24 protein-coding genes are annotated in these 26239 nt (G+C 70.6%); 12 read left to right on the top strand and 12 right to left on the bottom strand.

Going from position 1 to position 26239, the window contains the following annotated elements; genetic code table 11:
* Positions 1-36: 36 nt before the first annotated feature.
* The 4 genes from mtnK to OG734_RS39375 all read right to left on the bottom strand — a co-directional run bounded on the left by mtnK (position 37) and on the right by OG734_RS39375 (position 5053).
* Positions 37-1206, bottom strand: a complete 1170-nt coding sequence (gene mtnK, locus OG734_RS39390; RefSeq protein WP_330292193.1) for an S-methyl-5-thioribose kinase — start codon at positions 1204-1206, stop codon at positions 37-39.
* Positions 1207-1217: 11 nt separating this feature from the next.
* Positions 1218-2258 carry an ABC transporter permease gene (locus OG734_RS39385; protein WP_330292192.1) on the bottom strand — a complete coding sequence of 347 codons (1041 nt, stop codon included), beginning with the start codon at positions 2256-2258 and terminating at the stop codon, positions 1218-1220.
* 175 nt (positions 2259-2433) lie between these two features.
* A complete protein-coding gene (locus OG734_RS39380; protein WP_330292191.1) occupies positions 2434-3969 on the bottom strand; it encodes a sugar ABC transporter ATP-binding protein in 1536 nt (511 codons plus the stop codon).
* Positions 3956-5053 (bottom strand): substrate-binding domain-containing protein, encoded by a 1098-nt coding sequence (locus OG734_RS39375; RefSeq protein ID WP_330292190.1) that lies wholly within the window; start codon positions 5051-5053, stop codon positions 3956-3958. Before OG734_RS39375 ends, OG734_RS39380 begins: the two co-directional genes overlap by 14 nt.
* Positions 5054-5612: 559 nt before the next feature.
* Between OG734_RS39375 and OG734_RS39370 the strand changes: the two genes are divergently transcribed.
* Genes OG734_RS39370 through mtnB form a run of 3 tightly spaced genes read left to right on the top strand, consistent with a single transcriptional unit; the run spans position 5613 to position 7581 of the window.
* Entirely contained in the window at positions 5613-6212 is a 600-nt protein-coding gene (locus tag OG734_RS39370; protein ID WP_330292189.1) for a 1,2-dihydroxy-3-keto-5-methylthiopentene dioxygenase, read from the top strand.
* Positions 6209-6964 carry an acireductone synthase gene (gene mtnC, locus OG734_RS39365; RefSeq protein ID WP_330292188.1) on the top strand — a complete coding sequence of 252 codons (756 nt, stop codon included), beginning with the start codon at positions 6209-6211 and terminating at the stop codon, positions 6962-6964. The genes OG734_RS39370 and mtnC overlap by 4 nt, the downstream gene beginning before the upstream one ends.
* A complete protein-coding gene (mtnB, locus tag OG734_RS39360) occupies positions 6961-7581 on the top strand; it encodes a methylthioribulose 1-phosphate dehydratase (RefSeq protein ID WP_330292187.1) in 621 nt (206 codons plus the stop codon). Before mtnC ends, mtnB begins: the two co-directional genes overlap by 4 nt.
* Before the next feature lie 69 nt (positions 7582-7650).
* On the opposite strand, the gene mtnA is transcribed toward mtnB, so the two are convergent.
* On the bottom strand, positions 7651-8691 hold the full coding sequence (gene mtnA / locus OG734_RS39355) for an S-methyl-5-thioribose-1-phosphate isomerase (protein ID WP_330292186.1): 1041 nt from the start codon (positions 8689-8691) through the stop codon (positions 7651-7653).
* A 337-nt stretch (positions 8692-9028) separates the two neighbouring features.
* On the opposite strand from mtnA, the gene OG734_RS39350 reads away from it, so the two are divergent.
* The 8 genes from OG734_RS39350 (at position 9029) to OG734_RS39315 (ending at position 17729) form a co-directional block, all read left to right on the top strand.
* Positions 9029-10081 (top strand): BMP family ABC transporter substrate-binding protein, encoded by a 1053-nt coding sequence (locus OG734_RS39350; RefSeq protein WP_330292185.1) that lies wholly within the window; start codon positions 9029-9031, stop codon positions 10079-10081.
* A complete protein-coding gene (locus tag OG734_RS39345) occupies positions 10059-11609 on the top strand; it encodes an ABC transporter ATP-binding protein (protein ID WP_330292184.1) in 1551 nt (516 codons plus the stop codon). Before OG734_RS39350 ends, OG734_RS39345 begins: the two co-directional genes overlap by 23 nt.
* A gap of 1 nt (position 11610) precedes the next feature.
* Positions 11611-12720: an ABC transporter permease gene (locus OG734_RS39340; RefSeq protein WP_330292183.1), complete on the top strand. Its 1110-nt coding sequence runs from the start codon at positions 11611-11613 to the stop codon at positions 12718-12720.
* The gene (locus OG734_RS39335; protein WP_330292182.1) at positions 12720-13610 is read left to right on the top strand and encodes an ABC transporter permease; all 891 of its coding nucleotides are present in this window, start codon (positions 12720-12722) and stop codon (positions 13608-13610) included. The genes OG734_RS39340 and OG734_RS39335 overlap by 1 nt, the downstream gene beginning before the upstream one ends.
* The gene (locus OG734_RS39330; RefSeq protein ID WP_330292181.1) at positions 13607-14389 is read left to right on the top strand and encodes a nucleoside phosphorylase; all 783 of its coding nucleotides are present in this window, start codon (positions 13607-13609) and stop codon (positions 14387-14389) included. Before OG734_RS39335 ends, OG734_RS39330 begins: the two co-directional genes overlap by 4 nt.
* On the top strand, positions 14386-15699 hold the full coding sequence (locus OG734_RS39325) for an amidohydrolase (RefSeq protein ID WP_330292180.1): 1314 nt from the start codon (positions 14386-14388) through the stop codon (positions 15697-15699). The genes OG734_RS39330 and OG734_RS39325 overlap by 4 nt, the downstream gene beginning before the upstream one ends.
* 211 nt (positions 15700-15910) lie before the next feature.
* Positions 15911-16582 carry a FadR/GntR family transcriptional regulator gene (locus tag OG734_RS39320; protein WP_330292179.1) on the top strand — a complete coding sequence of 224 codons (672 nt, stop codon included), beginning with the start codon at positions 15911-15913 and terminating at the stop codon, positions 16580-16582.
* Positions 16583-16724: 142 nt separating this feature from the next.
* The gene (locus tag OG734_RS39315) at positions 16725-17729 is read left to right on the top strand and encodes a PAC2 family protein (protein ID WP_330292178.1); all 1005 of its coding nucleotides are present in this window, start codon (positions 16725-16727) and stop codon (positions 17727-17729) included.
* Positions 17730-17804: 75 nt separating this feature from the next.
* Here the strand turns inward: OG734_RS39315 and OG734_RS39310 are convergent, their stop codons facing one another.
* The 5 genes from OG734_RS39310 to OG734_RS39290 form a co-directional block, all read right to left on the bottom strand.
* Positions 17805-18770: an SMP-30/gluconolactonase/LRE family protein gene (locus OG734_RS39310; protein WP_330292177.1), complete on the bottom strand. Its 966-nt coding sequence runs from the start codon at positions 18768-18770 to the stop codon at positions 17805-17807.
* A 281-nt stretch (positions 18771-19051) separates the two neighbouring features.
* Positions 19052-20281 (bottom strand): cysteine--1-D-myo-inosityl 2-amino-2-deoxy-alpha-D-glucopyranoside ligase, encoded by a 1230-nt coding sequence (gene mshC / locus OG734_RS39305; RefSeq protein WP_330292176.1) that lies wholly within the window; start codon positions 20279-20281, stop codon positions 19052-19054.
* Between the two features lie 132 nt (positions 20282-20413).
* Positions 20414-21250, bottom strand: coding sequence for an SCO1664 family protein (locus OG734_RS39300; RefSeq protein WP_330292175.1), 837 nt, complete (start codon positions 21248-21250; stop codon positions 20414-20416).
* Positions 21214-21804: a DUF3090 domain-containing protein gene (locus tag OG734_RS39295; RefSeq protein ID WP_330292174.1), complete on the bottom strand. Its 591-nt coding sequence runs from the start codon at positions 21802-21804 to the stop codon at positions 21214-21216. The genes OG734_RS39300 and OG734_RS39295 overlap by 37 nt, the downstream gene beginning before the upstream one ends.
* Before the next feature lie 144 nt (positions 21805-21948).
* A complete protein-coding gene (locus OG734_RS39290; RefSeq protein ID WP_330292173.1) occupies positions 21949-22635 on the bottom strand; it encodes a histidine phosphatase family protein in 687 nt (228 codons plus the stop codon).
* Between the two features lie 77 nt (positions 22636-22712).
* On the opposite strand from OG734_RS39290, the gene corA reads away from it, so the two are divergent.
* Positions 22713-23717, top strand: coding sequence for a magnesium/cobalt transporter CorA (gene corA / locus OG734_RS39285; protein WP_330293950.1), 1005 nt, complete (start codon positions 22713-22715; stop codon positions 23715-23717).
* A 68-nt stretch (positions 23718-23785) separates the two neighbouring features.
* On the opposite strand, the gene OG734_RS39280 is transcribed toward corA, so the two are convergent.
* Together OG734_RS39280 and OG734_RS39275 are read right to left on the bottom strand one after the other, a co-directional pair.
* Positions 23786-24574, bottom strand: coding sequence for a ferritin-like domain-containing protein (locus OG734_RS39280; protein WP_330292172.1), 789 nt, complete (start codon positions 24572-24574; stop codon positions 23786-23788).
* A 267-nt stretch (positions 24575-24841) separates the two neighbouring features.
* Complete coding sequence (locus OG734_RS39275; RefSeq protein WP_330292171.1) at positions 24842-25897, bottom strand: LLM class F420-dependent oxidoreductase; 1056 nt, start codon at positions 25895-25897, stop codon at positions 24842-24844.
* Between the last annotated feature and the right edge of the window lie 342 nt (positions 25898-26239).

Here is a 26239-nt window from a genome sequence, read left to right as displayed (position 1 = left end):
GGAGCGTTGTGGCTGGTCGCGCAGTTCCCCGCGCCCCTAGGCGGGCTGCCCCAGCGCCCTTATGTCGTTCGGGTTGCTCAACTCGGCCCTGCGGACGATCAGTTCGCGTCCCAGCAGGAGTGCCCTGCGGGAGGCCGGCACCGGGTCCGGGAGCGTTGTCAGGTCTGTCAGGTGGGCGAAGCCGATGATGCGGCGGATGATCTCCGTGCCCGCGTAGCCCACCGCCTCCGTCCAGATCCTGCGCAGGAAGCGGTCCAGGTACGCGTCGTCGAAGAAGGTGTCGATCCTCGTCGGCCACAGCACGCGGAACTCGGCCTCGAAGGCCTCCCAGGACTGGGCTAGTTGATCTGCGTGGTCGCTCAACAAGCCCAGTGCCCGGGCCCGTTCCTCCGAGACCAGGGCGTTCGCCCAGTACAGGCCGAGGTCGTAGCCGATCGGGCCCACGAAGGAGAACTCGGGGTCGAAGACCCGTACCACCGGGGCGCCTTCGCGTTCACCGACCATGACGCTGCCGGTGTGCAGGTCGCCGTGCAGGAGGGCCTGGGCGCTCGTCATGAAGGTGTGGCGGAGGTCGGCGACCTCCGTGCGGAGCCTCGCGTCGGCGCGGAACTCCGTCGCCAGGTCGTCCAGGCCCTCGTGCCAGTGGTTGTGTTCGTGCTCGATGTACGGCTCGGCCAGGACCACGTCTTCGGTGATCTTGCACAGTTCCGGGCTCACCGAGGCCGCCACCAGCGCCTTGCGGTCCGCCGACTCCATGCCGAAGTCGCTGGTCGCGAACGTCAGTTGGGCCACGAACTCGCCGATGCGGGCGGAGGTGTGCGGGCCGTACGACGCGCCCTCGTTGAGGAGGGTGCGCAGGACCTCCAGGTCCGACATGTCCTCCATGACGAGGGCGTAGTTCTCGGGGTCGTAGCCGAGGATCGCCGGGATCTTGTCGGGGGCCACCTTCGCGACCTGCTCGTACGCCCTCGCCTCGGCGTCGGCGCGTTCCGGGCTCATCGGCCAGGACGGGCCGGCCACCCGGACCCAGGGCAGGGCCTGCTTGACGGCGAGGCTGCGGGTGCCGTCGGTGGACCTGGCGAGGAACACGCGGTTCATGTTGCCGTCGGAGACCTCGCGGACCTGGATGTCCGCAGGGTCGGGCCAGTGGCCGCGCTCGTTCAGGTACGCGGGGACGTCGGCCGGCTCCAGGATGCGGTAGCCCATCGTGAACTTCCTTATGCGGTGCGGCGCTTGGACAGGGTGAAGCTGAAGACCAGGGCGAGGATCAGGACGGCGCCCTCGACCACGTCCTGCGTGTAGTACGGCAGGCCCTTGATGGTGAGGCCGGTGGTGATGATGCCGATGAGGACCGCGCCCAGGGCGGTGCCCCACACGTTCGGGCGCCCCCGGCCGAGGACGGACGTGCCCACCAGGGCGACGGCAACGGCTTCGAGGAGCTGGGACGTACCCGCGGAGACGTCTCCCTGGCCGATGCGCGCCGCCAGGATCAGGCCGCCGATCGACGCGAGGACGCCGGAAAGGACGTACGCCAGGGCCCGGTACGCGCCCACGCGGATGCCTGCCAGGCGGGAGGCCTCCGGGTTGGCACCGATCGCGTACAACACGCGGCCCCAGCGGGTGCGGGCCAGGAAGACCCAGGCGACGACGGTGAGAGCGCCGAAGATGACCACGGAGACGGGGATGCCGAGGATCGTGCCGCGGTCGATGCGCAGGAAGCCCTCGGTGAACCTGCCGGGGGCCGTCGTGCCGTCGGACTGGGTCATGCCCGGGGTGATCGACTGGCCGTCGACCAGGATGAGTTTGGTGCCCTGGATGACGAACATGGTGCCCAGCGTGGCCAGCATGTCGGGGATCTTGAGGACCACGATGAGCAGGGCGTTGAGCAGGCCCGCGAGCGCGCCCGCGACGATCACCGCGATGATCGCGACCACACCGACCTGGTTGTACGACACCATCGTCTTCGCGGCGACGGTCACCCCGAGCCCGGCCACCGCGCCGACCGACATGTCCATTCCGCCGACGGCCATGGTGAGCGTGACACCGAGGCCGAGGATCGCGGCGACGGACACGTACCGCAGGGTGTCGAGGAGGGTCGCCGAGTCGCGGAAGGACGGCTCGCTCAGCGCGAAGTACGTGAAGAGCGTGACGGTGACGAAGATGAAGCCGTACTTGATGACCGCGTTCTGGATACGCGGACCGGCGGCGAGCGTGGACGGGGTCGCCGTCTTCACGGGGGCGCTCTGGGTGGTGGTCATGGGGTGCTTCCTGGGGTGGCGGGCGGTGGGGCCGGCGTGGGGTGGCCGGCGGAGGTCGGGGGCGCAACCGCGCCCCGACAGGGGCGCGGGGCTGTGTCGATCTGCGGCTCAGCCGCGGGGCGCGACCAGCCCCCACCGGCCCGCGGCCGACGAACCGCACATCCCACGGCACCCATCACACGGACGCCGAGATCGTCCGGATGACCCGGTCGCGCTCCGCGTCCTCGCCGTACGCGTCGAGATGGATCTCACCGGCCGCGAGGACGACGACCCGGTCGGCGACCTCCAGGACCTCGTCCACGTCGGCCGACAGAACCAGGACCGCCGCGCCTTCCGCGGCCAGCGCGCGGGCCCGGCGGCCGATGTCGCGCCGGGCGCCGATGTCCACGCCTCGGAACGGCTCGTCCAGGATGAGGACGCGGGGTCGTTCGGCGAGCCAGCGGCCGACGACGACCTTCTGCTGGTTGCCACCGGACAGCTCCTCTACGGTGCTGTGCTCGTCGCGGGCGACGACACCGAGGGCCTCGATGGTGTCGCGGCCGAGGGCGTCCTCCTTCGAGCGGTTCACCAGCCCGGCCGTCGAGAGGGACTTGAGGAACGGCAGCGAGATGTTCTGGGCGAGCGACCAGCCGGGTACCAGGGCGTCCGCGTGCCGGTCCTCGGGGACCAGGTGGACGCCGGCCCGGATCGCGTCGGCGGGGCGGCGGGGCGCGTATGTCCTGCCGTCCAGTCGCACGGCGCCGGTGGTGAAGGGTTCCGCGCCGAATAGGCCGCGGGCCAGTTCCGTCTTGCCTGCGCCCAACAGGCCGACGATGCCGGTGACTTCGCCCGCGCGCAGGTCCAGGTCCTGGGGTGTACGGCCGTCCAGGAGCCGCACGCCGCGCAGGGACAGGAGGGTCTCGCCGGGCGCGGACTCGGCGCGGGGGCGGGCCGTGGTCGCTTCCTGGGCCTGGGCGAGCATGGCGCGCAGGGCGCTGTCCCAGTCGAAGGGCTTGACCTGGTCCTCGGTGAGACGGCCGTCTCGCAGGACGACCAGCCGGTCCGCCAGTGCGTCGATCTCGCCGAGGCGGTGGGAGACGTACAGGACCGCGATACCGTCGTCGCGCATCCTCTCGACCAGCGCGAACAGTCGCTCCGCCTCCGCCGCGGAGAGCGCGGACGTCGGTTCGTCGAGGATCAGGAGCCTCGGGCGGGTGGCCAGAGCGCGGGCCAGGATCAGCAACTGGCGGTCGGAGATGCCGAGTTCGGTGACGTCCCGCTTGAGCAGGGCGTCGCTCCAGCCGAGGTCCAGGGCCGACTGGATCTCGCGGGCGCGGGCCAGCACGCGGCGCCCGTTCAGGAACGGGTTGCCGCGTGCCTGGGCGAGCTCCTCGAAGACCAGGTTCTCGGCGACCGTGAGCCCGGGCACGATGCCCTCACCGATCCGCTGGTGCACGGTCTGGATGCCCAACTGGCGGGCGGCTAGCGGCGATTGGAGGGCGGCGCGGGCCCCGTTCACCGTCACTTCGCCGCCGTGGTCCGTGTGGACGCCGGACAGGATCTTGATGAGCGTGGACTTGCCGGCCCCGTTCGCACCGAGCAGCGCGACGACACTGCCCGGTGCGATGTCCAGCGAGACGGACTCCAGGACCGATCTGCCGCCGAAGGCCATGCTGACGTCCCGCAGACTCACCGCCGCGGGGGATGCCTGCGACACCTCAGTGGGCGACATTGGCGATCCAGTCGGCCGTGCTGACCTGGGAGAGGTTCAGCGCGGGCAGCGCGGCACGGAGCTGGTCCATGTTCTGGATGTTCTTGCTCTTCAGGAAGTCCTGGGTGATCGCGACGGCCGGGAACTCGACCGAGGTCTTGTTCAGCCGGCCGGCCAGCTCCAGGGCGGCCGTACGGACCACGGCCGCGCCGACGGCGGACGGGTCGGTGCCCGCCGTGGCGACCCACGGGCTGCCGTCGGCGGTCATGTTCTGGATGTCGGCGTTGGAGACGTCCGCGCCGAACACCTTCACCTTGTCCTGCAGCTTCTTGTTCTGCACGGCGAGGACGGTGCCCTTGGCCAGCTCGTCGTAGGGAGCGAAGATGCCCGTCACGTCCGAGTGCTGGGTGAGCGCGGCGGAGACCAGCGGCACGTTGTCCGTGGCGGTGGAGTCGGTGACCTTGCCGACCTTGAAGGCCTGCTTCCAGCCGTTTGTGTCGACCGTCGACTTCCAGACACTGTCGCGCTTGTCGAGGGCCGCGTAGCCGGCGACGTTGACGTAGCCGACCTTGGCGTTCTTGCCGAGTTCCTTCGCCATCACGTCGAGGACGGCCTGGGCCATGCTCGCGTCGTCCTGCTTGGTGCTGATGACGCCCTTGGTCGAGGTCTCGACGTCGTAGACGACGACCTTGACACCCTTCTTCACGGCCTTGTCGATCTCGGGCTGGATCGTCGACGGGAACCCGTGGTCCACGATGATCGCCTGCGCGTCGGAGTTGATCGCCGAGGACAGGTCGGTGGCCTGCTTGGCGTTGTCGGCCTGGGCGTCGTACACGGTCAGGTCGATGCCGAGGGCCTTGGCCTGCGCCTTGGCGCCGTTGCCCCACTGCTCGAAGTAGTCGCCGGCGCCGCTCTGGCGGACCAGAGCGATCTTGACGTTGCCCTTGTCGAAGGGAGCGGGCTTCGTGCCGGTGGCGGCGGACGCGGAGGCGGCCGTGTCGCCGGTGTCCTTGGAGGCGTTCGTCGACTGCGAGCAGCCCGCGAGGAAGAGCGCCGAGACGGAGGCCAGCGAGAGCGCGGCGAGGGGGAGGCGGGTGCGGGACATGCGGGACTCCAGGTGCAGGGCAGTACGGGAGGGAGTGAAGAGATGAAGGGGCGCGATGGCCGAAAGGGGTAGGCGCGCAGGAGTGTCCGGCCCCGAGCGCGAGGTGGCGGCGTGGGGCGGAATTCGCGCCACGGCCAAGGCGTCTCGGGTACTCCGGGTCAGGTCAGCGACAGCGGGCTGTGGTCGACCGGAGCAAGTCCACGTACAGCCGCCGCACGAGCAGCAGCGTCTTCATAGGGAGATCATGAGAACGTTTCCAGCCATACGTCAAAGTGTTGGACACCAGATCTCAATATATGGAACGCCGGATTCGTCACACTCTGCCGACCCGCCGCCGGGAGTTACCATCACGGAACCGGCACCCGACCCGGGACAGTGAGGCTTTTCGATGATGACGACACCCTGCGCGACAGCGGTACGACGCTGTACCGACGCGCTGTGTCGCGGCTGTCGCGACTGACGACCGGCCCGTCGCCTTCTCCTGTCCCTGCCCCCTCGCCTTCGTTCCGCCCGTATTTCCCTTTCCCCTCTTCCCTTCCAGCCATCTGGAGTTGCTCTCATGACCCTGCTGACGACCTGGCCCGAGTCCGGCCCGGAGACCGTCGTGCGCCGTACCTCCGACCCGGCCGAGATCGCCGCCGCGCTGGCCCCGATCGGGGTGCGCTACGAGCAGTGGCCGATCCGCGAGAACGTCCCCGCGGACGCCGACAGCGACACCGTGTTCGCCGCGTACGGCCCGGAGATCGACAAGCTGAACGCCGAGGAGGGCTTCACCACGGTCGATGTCCTCGGTCTGCACCCCAGCGACGACCCTGAGTTCCCCGCGAAGGCGAAGGCGGCCCGCGCGAAGTTCCTCCAGGAGCACACGCACGACGACGATGACGAGGTCCGCTTCTTCGTCTCCGGCTCCGGCATCTTCTATCTCCACGTGGGCGGCGAGGTGCACGCCGTGTACTGCGAGAAGGGCGACCTGCTGGGCGTGCCGCGCGGCACCACGCACTGGTTCGACATGGGAACCAGCCCCGCCTTCACCGCGATCCGCTTCTTCCACGAGGAGGACGGCTGGATCGGTAACTTCACCGGCTCGACCATCGCCTCCCGCTTCCCGGACTACGACACGATCGACGCCGGGTTCCAGCAGGACAAGGCCGCCGCGTGACCCTGCGGGACGAGGGGACCGGCACGTACGCCGTAGACGGTGTGGACGCCGTGGTGCTCGATATCGAGGGCACCACGAGCGCCACGGGTTTCGTCGTCGACGTGCTGTATCCGTACTCGCGCTCACGGTTCGGAGCACTGCTCTCGGAGCGGAGCGGTGATCCGGAGGTGGCGCGGGCGGTCGCGCAGGTGCGCGAACTGATCGACGAGCCCGGCGCCGACGCCGTACACGTCGAGAAGACCCTCAACGCCTGGCTCGACGAGGACCGCAAGGCGACGCCCCTGAAGACCCTCCAGGGCATCATCTGGTCCGAGGGCTTCGCGCGCGGCGACCTCGTCTCGCACTTCTACGACGATGTCCTGCCCGCGTTGCGCGCCTGGCACGCGGCGGGGCTTCGGTTGTACGTCTACTCCTCCGGGTCGGTCGCCGCGCAGCGCGCGTGGTTCGCGTCCACCCCGGAGGGTGACCTGCTGCCGCTCGTCTCGGGCCTGTACGACACCGAGAACGCGGGGCCCAAGCAGGAACCGGAGTCGTACCGCCGTATCGCGGAGGCCACCGGCACCACGGACCCGCGCCGTCTCCTCTTTCTCTCCGACCGGCCGGGCGAGCTGGACGCGGCGCGCGCCGCGGGCTGGCAGGCCGTCGGGATCCGGCGGCCCGGGGAGCCGTACTACGAGCAGGGTGTCGGGGACCACGCGCAGGCGGGCTCGTTCGACGTGATCAGCATCAGCACGACTAGGAGCACCACGTGACCGCCGACATCAGCACGCTCGACCTCGAGGAGGCGGGGGCGGTACTCGCCGCCGAGTCCGCCCGTTTCGCCTCCTTCGGCTGGATGCGGGGCACCTCCGGGAACCTGTCCGTGGTGCTGTCCCGCGATCCGCTGCTCCTCGCGGTCACCGCGAGCGGCCACGACAAGGGTGAACTGACGCCTGCCGACGTGGTGTTGGTGGACGCGCAGGGCGCGGCGGTGAACGGCGGCAAGCCGTCCGCCGAGGCCGAGCTGCACGCCCGGGTAGCCGCGCTGACCGGGGCCGGTGCGGTGGTGCACGTGCACACCGTGGCGTCCGTGGCGATGGGTCGGCGCGAGCCGGGCGGGATCGTGTTCAAGGACATCGAGATGCTCAAGGGCGTCGGCCAGCCCGCCCACGACGTCGAGGTGACCCTGCCGGTCATCAACAACAGCCAGGACATGAAGGTGCTCGGCGACCGCCTGGAGGCGGCCCGCGACCCTCGGATGCCGGCCGTGGTGGTCGCGGGGCACGGACTGTACGTGTGGGGGGACGACCCCCGTCAGGCGCGGCACCACACCGAAGTCGTGGAGTGGCTGCTGGAGTTGGAGCTCAGCGCTCCGCGGGACGGACGGTAGTCAAACCCCGGGCCGGTGGGGGCTGGTCGCGCAGTTCCCCGCGCCCCTATCGGGGGCGCGGGGAACTCGCTACTTCAAGCGGTCGCCCGGGAGTTCACCGGCCGAGACCTCCAACACGCCCCGCTCCGTGACCAGTCCGGTCACCAGTCGCCCCGGTGTCACGTCGAAGGCGGGATTGTGGCCGCGCGACTCGGCGGGCGCCGTCCGTATGCCCGCCCACTCCAACACCTCGCTCTCGTCCCGGAGTTCGATGTGAATGTCGTCGCCCGTGGCCGTCGCCAGGTCGACCGTGGTCGTGGGTGCCGCCACCAGGAAGGGGATGCCGGCGTCCGCGCAGGCGAGCGCGACCCCGACCGTGCCGACCTTGTTGGCGGTGTCACCGTTCGCGGCGATCCGGTCCGCGCCGACGATCGCCGCGTCCACCTCGCCGCGCAGGATCGTGCCGGCCGCGGCCCCGTCGGCCTGGACGTAGTGCGGGATGCTCTCCTGGACCAGCTCCCAGGCGGTCAGGCGCGAGCCCTGGAGCAGCGGGCGGGTCTCGTCGGCGTAGACGACCTCCAGCCGGCCGCGCGCGTGCAGTTCGCGGATGACGCCAAGTGCCGTACCCCATCCGGCCGTTGCCAGCGCACCGGTGTTGCAGTGGGTCAGGATGCGCAGCGGGCGGTCGCCGACGGTCTCGGCGACGCGCTCGATCAGCCAGTCGGCGCCGTGCGCGCCCATCGCCCGGTTGCCCTCGACGTCCTCGCGCTGGACGGCGGCGGCCTCTTCGAGCACCGCGTCCAGGCCTTCCTCGAAGCGGGTCATGACCCGGTCCACGCACACCATGAGGTTGACCGCGGTAGGCCGCGCCTCGCGGATCCGGGCCACCGCCTTGCGCACCTGCTCCTGGGTCCAGCCCTCACGCTCGCCCTGGAGCAGAGCCAGCGCGACCCCGTACCCGCCCGCCGCTCCGATCGCGGGGGCACCGCGCACGACGAGCCGCTGGATCGCGTCCACCAGGGTGTCCACATCGCGGACATCCATGGTCTCGTTGCGGTGCGGCAGCAGGGTCTGGTCGATGAGCGCGAGGCTGTTTCCGGTCCAGCCGACGGCGCGCAGTTCCTGGGGCATAGCGGGACGCTCCTGAAGTTCCGGCGGTGCGCGACACCGTACATGACCTCGGAGAACCACAGTTCGAGACAGCTGGGCCGGTGGCCGAAGTCCGGTGTTAGAGTCCAGCACCCGCACCCGTAGGGCCCATGTGAAGGAGGACGCGTGCTGCTCACCATGCGCCGCTTCCTCGACCATGGCCGGTGTGCGAGCGACGGCTGTCGACGCTGACCCGTCCCCCTCGGCGTCCCCCGTTCCGTCCCGCCCTTCCCACTCTCCCGCTTCCTCCTCTCTCGCCCCCTCTCGTGCTCAGCGCAGAGCGCGGGCTGTGCCGTACGTGCCTCCGGAAGGTCCCCCGATGACTCGCAGATCCCGTCGTACGCTCCCGCTCGCCGCCATGACCGCGCTGCTCGTCGCCGGTGTCAGCGCCTGCAACGCCGCCGCGAAGGACGACGCCTCCTCCGACAGCAGTGCGGGCAGCGCGTCGTTCACGCTCGTCACGCCGGACGCCGTCGGGCAGAACGAGTTCCTCAAGCTGGCGGTGACCGGCGTCAAGGCCGCCGCTAAGGCACACAACGGGACCGAGAAGGTGTTCGAGTCCACCGACACCGCCTCCCAGCAGCAGAACGTGCAGGCCGCCGTCGACGCGGCGCCCGATCTCGTCGTGCTGGTCGGCTTCGAGTTCGCGGACCTGGTCGCGCAGCAGGCCGAGGCGCACCCGAAGCAGCAGTTCCTGATGATCGACGCGTGCACGACGAAGGCGTTCGCCAACGTCAGCTGCGGGGTCTTCCGCGAGCACGAGGGCGTCTTCCTCGCGGGCGCCGAGGCGGGGCTGCTGAGCAAGAGCGGCAAGGTCGGCGCGGTGGACGTGCTGGACACGCCCGTGTTCCGCCGCTTCAGCGACCCGTTCGCGGCCGGTGCCCAGCAGGTCGCGCCGAAGACGCAGACCGGTACCCGCTTCGTCGGCGGCCAGTCCCCGTTCGACGACTCGGCGCGCGCCAAGGAGCAGGCGAACGACCTGCTCGCCAAGGGCTACGACCAGCTGATGGCGGCCGCCGCGGCCGGCAACTACGGCGTGTTCGAGGCGGCGAAGGCGAAGGGCGCGTTCGCGTACGGCGTCGACGTCAACCAGTGCCCCTCGGCGCCCGGGACGGTCGTCGACAATGTGATCAAGCGCACGGACATCGCCGTGGAGAAGGGCGTCGAGCAGGTCCTCGCCGGTCAGACGGGCACGACCACGTCGTACGGCCTGAAGGAGGGCGGCATCAGCCTCACGGGACTGGAGAAGGGCGTCGACTCGTCCCAGTGCGTGATCGCGAAGCACCCCGAGGTCCTGAAGAAGGTCGAGGCGCTGCGCGACCAGATCGTGTCCGAGAAGCTGACGGTCGATGACCCCGCCGCCGCCAGCTGAAGCAGAGGCGGCGGCCGTCGAGCTCCGGGGAATCACCAAGCGGTTCCCCGGCACGCTCGCCAATGACGCCGTCGACCTGACCGTCCGGCGCGGCGAGATCCACGCCCTGATGGGCGAGAACGGCGCCGGCAAGTCGACGCTCATGTCGGTCCTGTACGGGATGGAGCGCCCGGACGCCGGTTCGGTTCGGGTCGACGGCCGCGAGGTCGCGTTCTCCGACCCCGGCGACGCGATGGCCGCCGGGCTCGGCATGGTCCACCAGAGCTTCAAGTTGTTCGACTCGCTGACGGTCGCCGAGAACGTGGTGTACGCCGCCGAGCCGCGCCGTTTCGGCCTGGTGGACCGGGGCGCGGCCCGCCGCCGAGTGCGTGAACTGGCCGAGGAGCACGGCCTCGTGGTCGATCCGGACGCCCGGGTCGGTGACCTGCCCGTCGGGTTGCGCCAGCGCGTCGAAATCCTGAAGCTGCTGCATCGCGGAGCCCGGACGCTCATTCTCGACGAGCCGACCGCCGTCCTGACGCCCGCCGAGGCGGACGCCCTGTTCGCAGTCCTCAAGTCCCTTGCCGCACAGGGTCGTACGGTCATCCTGGTCACGCACAAACTGCGCGAGGTCCTCGAAGGCAGCGACAACGTCACGGTGCTGCGGGACGGCCGAGTCGTCGCCCGGCTGGTCACCGCCGAGACGTCCGCCGCCGAGATCGCCGCCGCGATGACCGGCCGCGCCGTGGAACTCGACCGCGTCCACGCTCCGGGCACCCCGGGCGAGGTGATCCTGGACGTCACCGGCCTCGCCACGGACGGCGTACGGGACGTCCAACTCGCCGTCCGGGCAGGGGAGATCGTCGGTATCGCGGGCGTCGCGGGCAACGGCCAGGGCGAGCTGGTGGAGGCACTGGCCGGACTCCGTCCGGTCACCTCGGGCCGGGTCGCCCTGCTCGGCGACGACATCACGCACGCCTCTGCGACCGAACGCCGCGCCAAGGGCCTCGCGTACGTCCCCGAGGACCGTCACGCCGTCGGTACGGCGCCGGCCGCGTCGGTGGCGGACAACCTGGCGATGGGCCACCACCGTACGTCGCTGTCCGCACGCGGACTGCTTCCCCCGGCCGCTGTACGAGGTCACGCGCGGCGCCTGATCGAACGCTTCGGCATCAAGGCGGCCTCCCCGGAGGTGCCAGCGTCCTCGCTGTCCGGCGGCAACCTGCAGAAGCTGCTCATCGGGCGTGAACTCGCCCACGGCGCCCCGCTGTTGCTCGTGGAGCAGCCCACGCGCGGGGTCGACATCGGCGCCGTCCAGAACATCCACGACCAGCTGATCGCCTACCGCGACGCCGGCCACGCCGTCCTGCTCGTCTCGGCCGAGCTGAGCGAGATCAGGGGGCTCGCGGACCGGGTCCTGGTGATGTACGAGGGCCGCGTGACGGCGTCGTACCCGAAGGCCGAGGCGGACGAGCGGACACTCGGGCTCGCGATGGCCGGCGGCACCGACAGCTCGGCTCCCCCGGTCCCGGTGGAGGTCGGAGACTGACATGGAACAAAAACCTCAAATATCACCAATAGCCCACATACTGAAAGCTCTCCGCTCCCCCGTCGCCTTCTCGGTGCTCGCCGGGGTCGCCATCGGCGCCCTGTTCCTCCTCGGGACCGGCGCCGATCCGGTCGCCGCGTACGGCGCGGTGCTCAGCGGTTCGCTCGGCGCCGACGGCATCGGGTCGACGCTGACCACCCTGACGAGTGTGCTGGGCCTGGCCCTCGCGCTGGCCGTGCCGTTGCGCGCCGGGCTCATCAACCTGGGTGGGGACGGCCAGTTGGTGCTCGGCGGGATGGCAGCGGCCGTGACGGGACTGTACTCACCGCTGCCCGCGCCGCTCACCGTCGTCCTCGCGTTGCTCGCGGGCATGGCGGCCGGTGCCGGTTACGCGGCCCTGGCCGCCCTGTGCGAGAACCGGTTCGGCGTACCGCTACTGGTCAGCAGTCTGCTGCTCAGCTATCCGGCGGCGTCCTTCGCCTCCTACCTGGCCCGCTACCCGCTCAAGGAACCGGGCTCCAGCCTCCCCCAGACCCGGCAGCTGCCGGCCGGGGTCGCGCTGCCCACGTTCGGTTCGTCGACCGTGACGGTCGGGCTGCTGCTGGTCCTCGTGGCCGCCGCCGCGTACTGGTTCACCGACCGGCGCACCTCGTTCGGCTACGAGATGCGGATGACCGGCCTGGGCGCCCGCTTCGCCGCCTACGCGGGCGTCGAGCGCAAAGGCTTGACCCTGCGGCTGATGGCGATGTCGGGCGCACTGGCCGGACTCGTGGGCGCCATAGGCGTGTTGAGCTTCCCCTACCGTTTCCTCGACGGCTCGCTCACCGCGTCCGGCTACACCTGGACGGGTCTGACGGCGGCCCTGCTGGCGGCCGCCGCGCCTGTCGGCACGGTCCTCGCCTCCTTCTTCTTCGCCATGCTGCAAGTGGGCGGCCTGTCGATGGAGCGGACGACCGAAGTGCCGCGCGAGCTGACCCAGGTGCTCCAAGCGATCGTGATCGTGTTCCTGGCGGCCCGACTGCGCTTCCCGCGCTTCCCCCGCAAACGCCACGACAAGTCCGTCCCGCAAGGTTCGCAAGGCTCACAAAGCCCGCAAGGGGAGTTGGTCTGATGTTCTTCGACTCCGATCTCCTCATGTCGGCGCTGCGCGCGCTGACGCCCATCCTGCTGGCCGCGCTCGGCGGGGCGATCTGTGAACGGGCGGGTGTCTTCAACATCGGCCTCGAAGGCATGATGCTGATGGGCTGCTTCACCGCCGTGGCCACGAGCTGGTTCACCGGCAGCCCCTGGCTCGGCGTACTGGCGGCGGCGCTCGCCTCCGCCGCGTACTCACTGATCCTGGCCGTGGGTGCGGTGACCCTGCGCGGGGACGCGGTGGTGCTGGGAATCGCCCTGAATCTCCTGGCAGTTGGCCTGACCAGCTTCCTCCTCCGTACCGTCTTCGGTGTGCAGGGCACTTTTGACGATCCGTCACTGGCCGGGCTGCCGTTGGCCGGTGGCTTCTCGCCGCTCGCGTATCTCGCGTGGGCGGCGGTCGGTGTGGCCGCGCTCGTGCTGTCCAGGCATGTGTGGGGGCTCAGGCTGCGCGGGGTCGGCGAGGCACCGGACGCGGCGGCCACGCTCGGCGTGAGCCCGGTCAGGTACCAGTACGGGGCGGTGCTGGTGTCCGGTGTGCTGTGCGGGCTCGCGGGGGCCCAACTCGCCCTCGGCAACGTCACGTTGTTCTCCGAGAACATGACGGCGGGACGCGGCTGGATCGCTGTCGTCGCGGTCATGCTCGGCCGTGCGCTGCCGCTCGGCGTACTGCTGGCGGCACTGCTGTTCGGCCTCGCGGAGGCAGCCGGCTTCCGTCTCCAGGGCCTCGGTCTGCCGCAGCAGGCGACCGACGCCGCGCCGTACGTCGTCACGCTCGGCGCCCTCTTCCTCACGACGGCCCGCCGCCGTCGCCGTACTCCTTCCACGTCCCCTTCCACGTCCACTTCCACCGGAGCCGTTTCATGACGCAGGACCTGTTGCCCGTCACCCGAATACCCCGCACGGGGCTGCCGCCGCGCGCGCTGGTCGTCGGCGACCCGCTGCGCGCCGCTCTCGTCGGCGCCAAGCTGGAGGGCGCACAGGAGGTGTCGTACCACCGTGAATACCGTGTGTTCACGGGGAGTTGGAAGGGCGTGCCGGTGCTGGTCGCCTCGCACGGGGTGGGCGCCCCGGGTGCCATTCTGCTGTTCCAGGAGCTGGCCGACGCCGGTGTGCGGATCTTCCTTCGGTTCGGTACGGCCGGTGCGATGAAGCCGGGGATCGGCGACGGCGACCTCGTCATCGCGGAGGCGGCCGTCCGGGACGACGGTGTCACCCAGCAGTTGCTGCCCCCGGAGTACCCGGCGGTGTCCGCCCCCGAGGCGGTGCTCGCGCTCCAGCGGGCGGCGCGCGACGCGGGCGCCCCGCACCACCGGGGCATCGTGTGGACGCGGGCCGCCTTCCAGCCCGGTCTGCTCCCCCTCTTCTCCTACGAGGGCGCCGGACTCGCCGCCATCGAGATGGAGTTGAGCGCACTCCTGGTGACGGCCTCGCTGCGCGGACTGGTCGCGGGCGGCGTGGTGGTCATCGACGGGGCGAACGCCGACGAACTCGTCGACGAGACCGCGCCCTTGTCGACAGGTCGCTACGACCCGCACCGGGAGATCGTGGCCGAGGGCGTCGAACGCGGCGCTGTCGTGTCGCTGGAGGCGCTGCGCCTGCTGGCGGAGGCCGAAGCCGCCGAGGACGAGGAGCCCCTCGCATGAGCGGGCAGCCGAGTGAGCGGATCGACCTGCTGGTGCACGGCGGTGACGTCCTCACCGTGGACGAGGCCGGAACCGTCGTACCGGACGGCGCGGTTGCCGTACGGGACGGCGAGATCGTCGCCGTCGGACCGGCCGCGGAGCTGACAACCCGGTTCACAGCCGACGAGTCCCTTGACGCCTCGAACTGCCTGGTCCTCCCCGGCCTGGTCAACACGCACACGCATCTCGCGATGACGCTCCTGCGCGGCCGGGCCGACGACGTCACCCTCCAGGGCTTCCTGGAGCGCGTGCTGAAGTGGGAGGCCCAGCTGCTGTCGCCGCAGAACGTGGCGGCGGCGGTCCGGGTCGCGGTCGCCGAGAGCGTACGGTCCGGGGTGACCTCCGCGCTCGACATGTACTGGTTCCACAAGGCGGCCGAACAGGCGGCGCGCGAGACGGGCTGGCGGCTGCACACCGGCCCCACCTTCATGGACGTACCGGAACCGCCCGACCGCATCGCCTACGAGGACCGGCTGGCATGGGCCCGGCAGGACCTGGCCGCCCGCGGTGCCCCCCGACCCGGCCACCGCCCGATCCTCTTCGCGCACTCCACCTACACCCTCTCCCCCGAGCAGCTCGTCGAGATCGCTGCCCTGGCGAGAGAGTTCGGCGCCCTGCTGCACATCCACGCCTCCGAGAACGCGACCGAGGTCGCCACCGTCGAGGTGCGGTACGGCAAGCGCCCCGTGGAACTCCTCGACTCGCTCGGACTGCTCGGCCCCGACCTGCTGCTGGCCCACGCCGTGGACCTGACCGGCCCGGAGATCGCGGCGCTGGCCCGCACCGGCACGTCCGTCGCCCACTGTCCCGTCTCGAACCTGAAGCTCGGCTGCGGTATCGCGCCCGTTCCCCGGCTGCTCAGCGCCGGTGTGACCGTCGGGCTCGGCACGGACGGGGCCGTCAGCTCCAACACGCTGGACGTGCTGGGGGCGGTGCGGCAGGCGGCCCTCGTGCACAAGGCGGGCGGCGACCCCACGGCCGTCGGCGCCGAACAGGCCGTACGCATGGCGACCGTCGAGGGCGCGAAGGCGCTGGGCCTGGGCGACCGGCTGGGCTCCCTGGAGGTGGGCAAGCGGGCCGACCTGATCGTGCTCGACCTCAGCGCCCCGCATCTGCGGCCCCGGCACGACGCCTGGTCGACGCTCGCGTACGCGGCGCACTCGGCGGACGTCCGGGACACCGTCGTGGACGGCAGGGTACTGATGCGGAACCGGACCCTCACCACCCTCGACGAGGCCACCGCGCTCGCGGACCTGGAAGCACTTGCCTGACCCACCTGTGAGGGCGGCCGGCCCGACATCCGTACGGACTGCCGGGCCGCCACCCGAACTTGCTGCCGAACCAGCAGCACGCGGGTATCGTTCCGGCCACCCATAGGGCACCCTCGTACGGGCTGACATCGTATTTTGTGCCCCGTTCAGCCCACTGAACCCCCATAATGGCCTGAGACATCGGATGTCTGAACCACCAGGGAGGCCCGCCATGGCAGTCACCGACGAGGCGATCGAAAAGATCAAGGGAATGATCGTCTCCGGGTCGCTGCGCCCCGGCGACCGGCTGCCCAAGGAGAGCGAGCTGGCCGCCGAACTCGGACTCTCCCGCAACTCACTGCGCGAGGCGGTGCGCGCCCTGTCGCTCATCCGGATCCTCGACGTACGGCAGGGCGACGGCACCTACGTCACCAGCCTGGACCCCCAGCTCCTGCTGGAAGCGATGAGTTTCGTCGTCGACTTCCACCGCGACGACACCGTCCTGGAATTCCTGGCCGTACGCCGCATCCTGGAGCCGGCCGCCACCGCGATGGCGGCGGCGCGTATCAGCGAGCAGCAACTGGACGCGCTGTTCGCCCAGTTGGAGCGGCTGGGCGGGGAGCCGTCGGTGGAGGAACTGGTCGCCGCCGACCTGGAGTTCCACCGGGGGATCGTGCAGAGCTCCGGCAACTCGGTGCTCTGTTCCCTCCTCGACGGTCTGTCGGGGCCGACCACTCGGGCCCGGATCTGGCGCGGTCTGACCCAGGAGGACGCGGTCAGCCGCACCCTGCACGAGCACCGGGCGATCCTGGGCGCCCTGCGCGACCGGGACGCGGAGGCGGCACGGTCGTGGGCGACGGTGCATATCGCGAGCGTGGAGCAGTGGCTGAGGTCGACCCTCTAGCCGTATCTCCGGCGGTGGTGTTCCGGGGTCTCTATCGGGGCAGTGATCCGTTCACTCCCCCGTGCAAGGGGGCTGCGGGCGCCCCCGCCGCACGCCGTAAGGTTGGGTGGTCAAGCGAGGGCACGTCGGAAGGAGGCGCTGGGTGATCGAGCTGGAGGGGGTACCCGAGCTGATCGACCCAGTCATGGTGGCCGCGTTCGAGGGTTGGAACGACGCCGGCGACGCCGCTTCCAGCGCAGTCGCGCATCTGGACAGGGAATGGAAGGGCGAGGTGTTCGCGGCGCTCGACGCCGAGGACTACTACGACTTCCAGGTAAACCGCCCCACCGTGTGGCTGGACGGCGGCGTACGCAAGATCACCTGGCCGACGACCAGGCTGTCCGTGGTCAGGGTCGGCGGCGACAAGCCCCGTGACCTCGTGCTGGTCAGAGGCATCGAGCCGTCGATGCGCTGGCGCTCGTTCTGCAACGAGCTGCTGGGCTTCGCGCACGAGCTGGGTGTGGAGCTGGTGGTGGTCCTGGGCGCCCTGCTCGGCGACACCCCGCACACCCGTCCGGTTCCGGTCAGCGGGGTCACGTCCGACGCGGATCTGGCCCAGCGGATGGATCTGGAGGAAACCAAGTACGAGGGCCCCACGGGCATCGTCGGCATCCTCCAGGAGGCGTGCACGCACGCGGGCGTACCGGCGGTGTCACTGTGGGCGGCCGTCCCGCACTATGTGTCACAGCCGCCCAACCCGAAGGCGACGCTGGCCCTCCTGAACCGGCTGGAGGACCTGATCGACATCCGCATCCCGCTGGGCGAGCTGCCCGAGGACGCGCGTGCCTGGCAGGTGGGCGTGGACCAGCTGGCCGCCGAGGACAGCGAGGTCGCCGAGTACGTGCAGACGCTGGAGGAGGCGCGGGACACCGCCGAGCTGCCCGAGGCGACAGGCGAGGCGATCGCCCGCGAGTTCGAACGCTATCTGCGCCGCCGCGACGGCACCGGCCCGGCGGGCCCTGGCCCGGCCCCCGGCGGCCACGCCACCGCGGACGGCACGGACAGCGCGTCGTACCTCCGGGACAACCCGTCCGGCCGCCCGAAACCGCAGCCGCCGAAGCCACCACAGCTGCCGAGCACGGACGACGAGGACTCCCCGGAGGAGTGAGCGTCATGTACAGCGGAAGGGCCGGTGCGCACCACGCGCACCGGCCCTTCCCCGTACGGGACGCCCCGACGTCTGTCAGCGGTCCACGGCGACCACTGCGTACGTCGTCTCGGGCGTCGGCGCGGTGGAGAACCGGGCGTTGGGCAGATACAGCCGGTTCCGGTACGCGGCCACCGTGGTCGGCACATCGAAGTCCGGGTCGGTGATGCGGCGTTGGAAGACCCCGCTGCTCCCGTCCGGGGAGAGCGTGAACACGTCGATCGCGTTCTGCTGGTTCTGTACGACGTACAGCGTGCGTCCGACGAGCAGCAGTCCGTCGCCATTGGTGAGCGGGGCCGCGTCGCCGAGGCCGACGAGCCTGGTGACCCCGGTGCGCGGGTCCACCCGGTGGAGTCCGCCGACCCCGGACTGGACGACGAGCAGCGCCTTTCCGTCGGGCGTGGCGGTGATGCCGTTGGCGTTGATGGCCTCGCCGGGCACCTGGTTCCAGTCGCCGCTCAGGGTGATCCGTACGACGTCACCGGCGCCCGGCAGTGCGCCGCCCCGGCCGAGCGGGAGGACGTACAGGGTCGGCTGGAAGGAGTCGGTGAAGATCGCCGCGCGCCGGGTCAGGAACACGTCGTTGACGAAGGTGGGGGTCGCCGTGGTGAGGGCGTACGAGGCGAGGACGGCGCCGGTGCGGGTGTCCACGACCCGGGCGCCCTCGGCGCGGGCTGCGACGAACAGGCGTCCCTGGCCGTCGAGTTTGAGCCCGACGGACGGGGTGCCGGGCCCGGTCGAGATGATCTCGCCGGCGCCGGTGCGCAGGTCGGCGCGGTAGATCGAGCCGTCGCCGAGCGAACCCAGATAGGCGTAGGGACCGGCGCCGGTGGCTATGCCTTCCGGACGGAATCCGTTGGGCAGAGATATCAGGGTCGGCAGGGTCTTCGGAGAGGCGGCTGCCGGTGAGGCGACCAGGGCGGCGGAGACGGTGGCGGCGCCCGCCGCGAGGAGTCCGCGGCGGCTGACGTGGCGTGCGAAGGAACCGTGTGTGGGTGCCACGGGGTTTCCTTCCAGGAAGGGACCGGCAGTTGGCCGGTCCTGCGGGTCAACTGACCCTGGTACCACATCACATGTCGACTCCCGCCACAGCCTGCCCCGGAGACTCGACAGCACCTCGACAGCAACGGACGACTCGCATCCACGGGAGCGGGGTGCCCCGCACTGGACGAACCACTGACCCACCCGACCGACTTCGCCCCCCTCCCTGGGGCCGCAGGCCCACGCACAGGGGCGCCGGGCGGTTGAACCCGCCCGGCGCCCCACTCTGTACGCGGTCTCCGTTACAGCGCCACGCCCAGCAGGGCATCCACGGCACGGGAGGCGACGCCGGGGGCACCCTCGTCCGTGCCGCCCTGCTCCGCCTGGAGGGCCGCCCAGCGGTCCACCGCGGCCAGCGCGGCCGGGGCGTCCAGATCGTTCGAGAGAGCCTCGCGCAGCTCCTCGACGAGCGCGTCGGCGGACGGCCCGTCGGGCCGGGACACAGCGGCCCGCCAGCGCCCGAGCCGCGCCACGGCGTCCTCGAGCACCTGGTCGGTCCACTCCCAGTCGGCCCGGTAGTGGTGGGCGAGCAGGGCGAGCCGTATGGCGGCCGGGTCGACCCCGTCGCGGCGCAGCGCGGACACGAAGACGAGGTTGCCCTTGGACTTGGACATCTTCTCGCCGTCGAGCGCGACCATGCCGGCGTGGACGTACGCCTTGGCCATGGGGAACTCGCCGGTCAGCGCCTGGGCGTGCGAGGCGCCCATCTCGTGGTGCGGGAAGGCCAGGTCGGAGCCGCCGCCCTGCACGTCGAAGCCCATACCGAGGTGGTCGAGGGCGATGGCGACACACTCGATGTGCCACCCGGGGCGACCGCGGCCCAGCGAACCACCGTCCCAGCTCGGCTCGCCCTCCCGGGCGGCCATCCACAGCATCGGGTCGAGCGGGTTCTTCTTGCCGGGCCGGTCGGGGTCGCCCCCGCGCTCGGCGGACAGCAGCCGCATCGCGGCGGTGTCCAGGTTGGACACCCTGCCGAAGTCGGGGTCGGCCTCGACGGAGAAGTAGACGTCCCCGTCGAGCTCGTAGGCGGCGCCCGCGTCCCGCAGCCGCTCGACGAGCGGAACGATGCCGGGTATCGCCTCGACGGCGCCGATGTAGTGCTTCGGGGGGAGCATCCGCAGCGCGGTCATGTCCTCCCGGAAGAGAGCGGTCTCCTTCTCGGCGAGCCCCGCCCAGTCGATCCCGTCGCGCACGGCCCGCTCCAGCAGCGGGTCGTCGACGTCGGTGACGTTCTGGACGTAGTGAACCTGCCGCTTGGTGTCGAGCCACACGCGTTGGACGAGGTCGAACGCGTTGTAGGTCGCCGCATGACCCATGTGGGTCGCGTCGTACGGGGTGATGCCGCAGACGTAGATACGGGCGACGGGACCGGGGTCGAGGGTGACCAGAGCACCGGTCGCGGTGTCGTGGATCCTCAGGTCGCGGCCCCGACCAGTCAGGGCGGGGACTTCGGAAGCGGGCCAGGCATGCATGTCATGAGCGTAACCGGACGGATGTTCCGTATACGAGCCGGACCGGGTCCAGATGGCCGGGAAGAGGGTCTTGTGAGATTCCTCCCCACGTGCAGTGGGCCTACGGAACGCCCACGACAGCCGCGCGCACCCTCACACAGGCGGCCACGGAATCGACGGCCACTCCCCGCTGGGCTCCGGATGCTTTCCGGACTCCAGCAACGCGGCCACACGTACGCGCGTCGCGGCCACCTCGCCGGCTGTGATCAGTTCCTCCAGCCGGGTGCTCAGCGGGGCGCCCGGCGCCAGTCCGTCCCGCAGGGACGTGAGGACCGACACAGCCTCGGAGGGGAGCAGCTCCCCCGCCCACCCCCACAACAATGTCCGCAACTTGTTCTCGGCGTTGAAGGTGACCCCGTGGTCGATCCCGTACAACCGCCCCTTGTCACCCGGCAGCAGATGCCCGCCCTTGCGGTCCGCGTTGTTGATCACCGCGTCGAGTACGGCGAGCCGCCGCAGCCGCTCGTCGTCGGCGTGCACGAGCAGCGCCGTCTTGCCCTCGCCGACCTCGGCGAAGGCGATCGCCTTCCACCCGGGCCCGGGCTCCTCACCGTCGATCAGGGCGAGCAACCCGTCGCCGTCGGCCGCCTCCGCGTCGATCCACAGCTGGCACATCCCCTCGCCGTACGGCCCCTCGCGCAGCACGGTCGGCGGTACGAGCCCCCAGCCGGTCGCTTCGGAGACCTCGTAGGCGGCCACCTCGCGCTCGGCGAGGGTGCCGTCGGGGAAGTCCCACAGGGGCCGCTCACCGGCCACGGGTTTGTAGATGCAGGCGGCCTCCTGCCCCTCGTACGAGACCGTGCAGTACAGCGCGGCGTTCGACGCCTCCTGGATGCGCCCGCGTACGGTCAGCTCGCCCTTGGCAAGCAGCTCGGCGGGTGTGCGGGTGGCCGTCACGCTCCGCGGCGGTATCCGTTCTGGCGCGGACATACATGTCCTTCCGGGTCGAGCGGGAGGCTGCACAGGGGGCAGGGCGGCCGGCCGGCGTTGACGACTTCGAGGGCCCGCCTGGCGAAGGCGCGGGCCTGTGCACCGGTGAGCCGGACGCGCAGCATCGGGGGGCCGTTCTCCTCGTCCTGGAGGAGCCGCTCCTCGGCCTCGGCGAGGTCCTCGTCGGAGTCGGCGTCCAGTTCCACCAGGGCCTGCGCCTCGACGATCATGCGCTGCTCGTCGCCGTCCCAGGCGAGCGCCATGGTGCCGACCCGGAACTCCTCCTCGACCGGGGTGTCGAGGGGGCGGGTGTCGGACACCTCGACGGGGGTCACAGCCGGGACAGGGGCGTTGCCCCCGCTACGGCGTACGACCTCGTCGAGCAGTTCGTCCATGCGTTCGGCGAGCGCGGCGACCTGGGTCTTCTCCAGGGCCACGCTGGTCACCCGGGGGCCGGCGGTGGCCTGGAGGAAGAACGTACGGCGCCCGGGCAGTCCGACCGTACCGGCCACGAAGCGGTCCGGGGGATCGTAGAGGAACACCTGACGGGACACGTCCTGTCTCCATTGAATCGAATGATTTTCGTCTGTCGTCTGCTGAAAAGTCGCGTTTGAACGTCGTGTTGAAAAGTCGTCTGATCGGCTGGCATCGGCATCCGCGGCGCTGCCGCGACCGCTTCACCCTACTGCTGCCGACGATCACGGTGCGCCCGCACCACCCCCGACTGCGGCGTCCTCGCCCGGCGGTTCCTCGCGCGGCGCCAGGGAGGCGAAATCACCGGTGTCCCCGAGGCGGACGAGAAACGGCCTGAGACGGGTGTAACGGATCGCCGTGATGGAACACGGATCGACGGACACCCGCTGAAAGAGGTCGAGATGGAGCCCGAGTGCGTCCGCGACAAGGGACTTGATGATGTCGCCGTGCGAGCACATGAGGTAGACGGCGTCGGCGCCGTGCTCGGCCTCCACGCGCGCGTTCCACTCGCGTACGGCTTCGGCCGCACGCGTCTGCATGGCCCGCATGGACTCGCCGCCGGGGAAGGCCGCGGCAGACGGGTGGGCCTGGACGACCTGCATCAGGGGCTCGTCCATCAGCTCGGCGAGCTTGCGCCCCGACCAGTCCCCGTAGTCGCACTCCGAGATCCGCTCCTCGGTGTGCGCGCGCAGATCCGGCCTGGCTTCCAGAAGTGGCCGGATCGTCTCCTGGCAACGCTGGAGCGGGCTGGTGACGACCTCGGAGATCGGCAGCTCGGCGAGCCGCCCGGGCAGCGCGGCGGCCTGTGCGGCGCCCCGCTCGTCGAGGGCGACTCCGGGCGTGCGGCCGGCGAGCACCCCAGAGGTGTTGGCGGTGGAACGTCCGTGCCGGACGAGGATCAGCGTGGGCATGCGGCCCAGGGTAGGCGTACGGCCCCCGGTGGTACGCCGGGGTGCGTTTTCGGCCGAGTGGCGGGAGAATGCGCACCGTGATCGTCGACTGCGCCATCTACCGCGACGGACGCCGCACGGACGGCCCCGCGGACTTCTCCGACGCCCTCGACGAGTGCCGCGCGGACGGGGTCGGGGACGCGTTCGTCTGGATCGGGCTGCACGAGCCCACGGAGAAGGAGTTCGAACAGGTCACGGAGGAGTTCGGACTGCACCCCCTGGCCGTCGAGGACGCCCTCAACGCGCATCAGCGGCCGAAGCTGGAGGTGTACGACGACTCGCTGTTCATGGTGCTCAAGCCGGTCGGGTACGAACCGAAGGCCGACATCGTCTCGTCCGGCGAGATCATGGTCTTCATCGGCGACTCCTTCGTGGTGACCGTGCGACACGGCGAGGAGGCGCCCCTCGCGGCCGTACGGCACCGTCTGGAGTCGGAGCCCGAGATGCTGCGGCACGGCCCCACAGCCGTGCTCTACACGATCGCCGACGCCGTCGTCGACCACTACGTGGAGGTGGCGGACGAGCTGGGCACCGACCTGGAGGAACTGGAGGCGGAGGTGTTCTCGCCGTCCGGCGGAGGCTCACGTCACACGGCGTCCCGCATCTACACCTTCAAGCGCCAGATCCTGGAGTTCCGGCGCGCCACGGGCCCCCTGGCGGCACCGCTCGGCAGGCTCTCGGGCACTGGCCTCTTCGGCGCGCGCGTGCCCTTCGTCCACGAGGAGGCCGAGCCCTTCTTCCGGGACGTCAGCGACCACCTCACGCGCGTGAACGAGTCCGTGGAGGGCCTGGACCGCCTGGTCTCCGACGTACTGTCGGCCCACCTCGCACAGATGAGCGTCCGGCAGAACGACGACATGCGGAAGATCTCCGCGTTCGCCGCCATGGCCGCGTTCCCCACGATGGTCGCCGGGATCTACGGCATGAACTTCGACCACATGCCGGAACTGCGCTGGGCGTGGTCGTACCCGGCGCTGATCGTGGCGATGGTCATGGTGGAAGTCCTGCTCTACCGAATGTTCAAACGCCGGGGCTGGCTGTAGCGCTGTTTCGTCCGACCCGCAGCTTTGGTCCTCAGTTCCGGCCCTCAGCTCCGTTTTCAGCTCCGTCCTCAGGCGTACTCGGGTGACGTGATCGCCGGGCCGCCCAGCGCGTCGCGCCGCTCGGGCATCCGCAGGGAGACCATGCGGCGCCAGCCGACGGCTCGCTCGTAGGCGTACACCGCGCGGATGACCGCCGTCAGGACCACCGCCTTGGGACGCGGCCAGCCCAGGACGCGCCCCATGTGGGACATGACCGCGAGGCTGACGTCCCGGTAGACGCGGATCTCGGCGAGCGCGCACTCGCGCAGTGTCCGCTGGATCGTGCGGCCGTGACCGGCCGCCGCGAAGCGCAGGAGTTCCTCGTGGCAGTAGGCGAGGTGGTTGTCCTCGTCGCGGGAAATCATCCGCACCGCGCGACCGAGGTCGGGATGGTCTCCGAAGTACCTGCGGAGCAGGTCCATCTCCTCGGAGGCACGCTGCTCGGTGACGCGGCTGTGGGCGAGGTAGGTGACGAGGTCCCGCACGGTCAGCGGTTCGTCGCTCTTGAGCTTCTCGTGCGCGAGACCGATGCCCCGCTGTTCCAGAAGCATCGTGTAGTCGGTGTCGGCCGGGACGTCGACGGGCTGGAGGCCGCGCTTCTTCATGAGGGCCTTGAAGATCCGCCCGTGCTTGTCCTCGTCCGCGCCGTGACGGGTGATCCTGGGGGCGAGCGCGCGTTCGCTCGCCGGGACGAGCGCGGCGATACGGGCGTTCTCCCAGCCGCCCTGGGATTCCCCGCTGGCCGCGATGGAGCAGAAGAGGCGGAAGGAATCGTCGTTGTCGAGGATCTCCTGGAACAGACTCCTGGCCGAAAGCATCGAAAGGCACCTCTCGCAGATCTGCGGGGCTCCGCAAAGAACGCGTCAGATACCGAGTCAAATGCGGGGCCGGAGGCGCTGCAACAGGTGCGCCGGACAACTCCACCAAAAGGAGGACCAGTAGGGGCGTGCAGGGACGTAAGTGCGAGGGCTCCGAGGGCGCGGAGGGCGTAACCGCCGGGTCCGCGGCGCGTTGTGCTCCGTGACGGCCGTGGCGGGGAAGACCCCCGAGCCCCCACCACGGCCGCGGAACTTTCTGGCTTCTGGTTACGCGAGTCCGGCGCGCTCCAGGGCGTCGGTGCCGGCCCGGAGCGAGGCGAGGCGCTCGTCGAGCGTGAAGCCGGCCGGGGCGAGGGTGAGCGTGGTGACACCGGCCGCCGCATAGGCCTGCATCCGGTCGGCGATCCGGTCCACCGAGCCGAGCAGCGTCGTCTGGTCGATCAGGTCGTGCGGAATGGCGGCCGCGGCGCCCTCCTTGTCGCCGGACAGGTACTTGTCCTGGATCTCGGCGGCTTCCTTCTCGTACCCCATGCGCTGGGCGAGCTGGTTGTAGAAGTTCTGCTTACGGCTGCCCATGCCGCCCACGTACAGGGCGGTGTACGGCCGGAAGGTGTCGGCGAGCGACGCCACGTCCTTGTCGTCGCCGACGGCGATCGGCAGCGTCGGGCAGACGTCGAACCCTTCGAGGGTCTTGCCGGCCTTCTCGCGCCCCGCGCGCAGGTACTGGATGGCGGTGTCCTCGATGTGCGCGGCGGACGGGAAGATGAGCAGCGCCCCGTCGGCGATCTCACCGGTCTGTTCGAGGTTCTTGGGGCCGATGGCGGCGATGTAGAGCGGGATGTGCTCGCGCTCGGGGTGCACGGTCAGCTTGATGGGCTTGCCCGGGCCGCCGGGCAGCGGCAGCGTCCAGTGCTCGCCGTCGTGGGAGAGCCGCTCACGGCTCATCGCCTTGCGTACGATCTCCACGTACTCGCGGGTACGGGAGAGCGGCTTGTCGAACTTGACGCCGTACCAGCCCTCGGAGACCTGCGGCCCGGAGACGCCGAGACCGAGCCGGAAGCGGCCGCCGGAGAGCGAGTCGAGGGTGGCGGCGGTCATCGCGGTCATCGCGGGCTGACGGGCCGGAATCTGGAAGATGGCCGAGCCGACGTCGATACGCTCGGTCTGGGCGGCGACCCAGGTGAGCACTGTGGCCGCGTCCGACCCGTAGGCCTCGGCGGCCCAGCAGACGGCGTATCCGAGCCGGTCGGCCTCCTGCGCCACGGCCAGATTGTCCGCGTCCATTCCGGCACCCCAGTAGCCGAGGTTGATCCCGAGCTGCATGGCCGATTCCCCTTACCGATCAGTAACGTCCCTTGTGCGACCGACACTAGCGCCTCAGCCCCCCGGCGGCGGTGGGGCGTGGATCTCGCCGGCCCGGAGTTTAGGTCTCTGGGGGCTGCGCCCCAGACCCCCTTGTCGCGCTGAACGCGCTCGTCCTCAATCGCCGGACGGGCTGGGTATGTCATCCCGTCCGGCGATTGAGGACAAGGCCCGTTCAGGGCCGTAGCGGGGGTTCGGGGGTGACAGCCCCCGAGGATGGGACGGGTAGGGGCGGCGGGGACGAGAAAACCGTTGTCCACAGGCAACCCACTTGGTCAGTTCTGGCCAGTAATCTCGGCGTTC

The organism is Streptomyces sp. NBC_00576, from assembly GCF_036345175.1.
Taxonomy (GTDB): Bacteria; Actinomycetota; Actinomycetes; order Streptomycetales; family Streptomycetaceae; genus Streptomyces.
The sequence above is the reverse complement of the archived record's forward strand: the minus strand, read 5'-3'. Positions and strand labels throughout refer to the sequence as shown.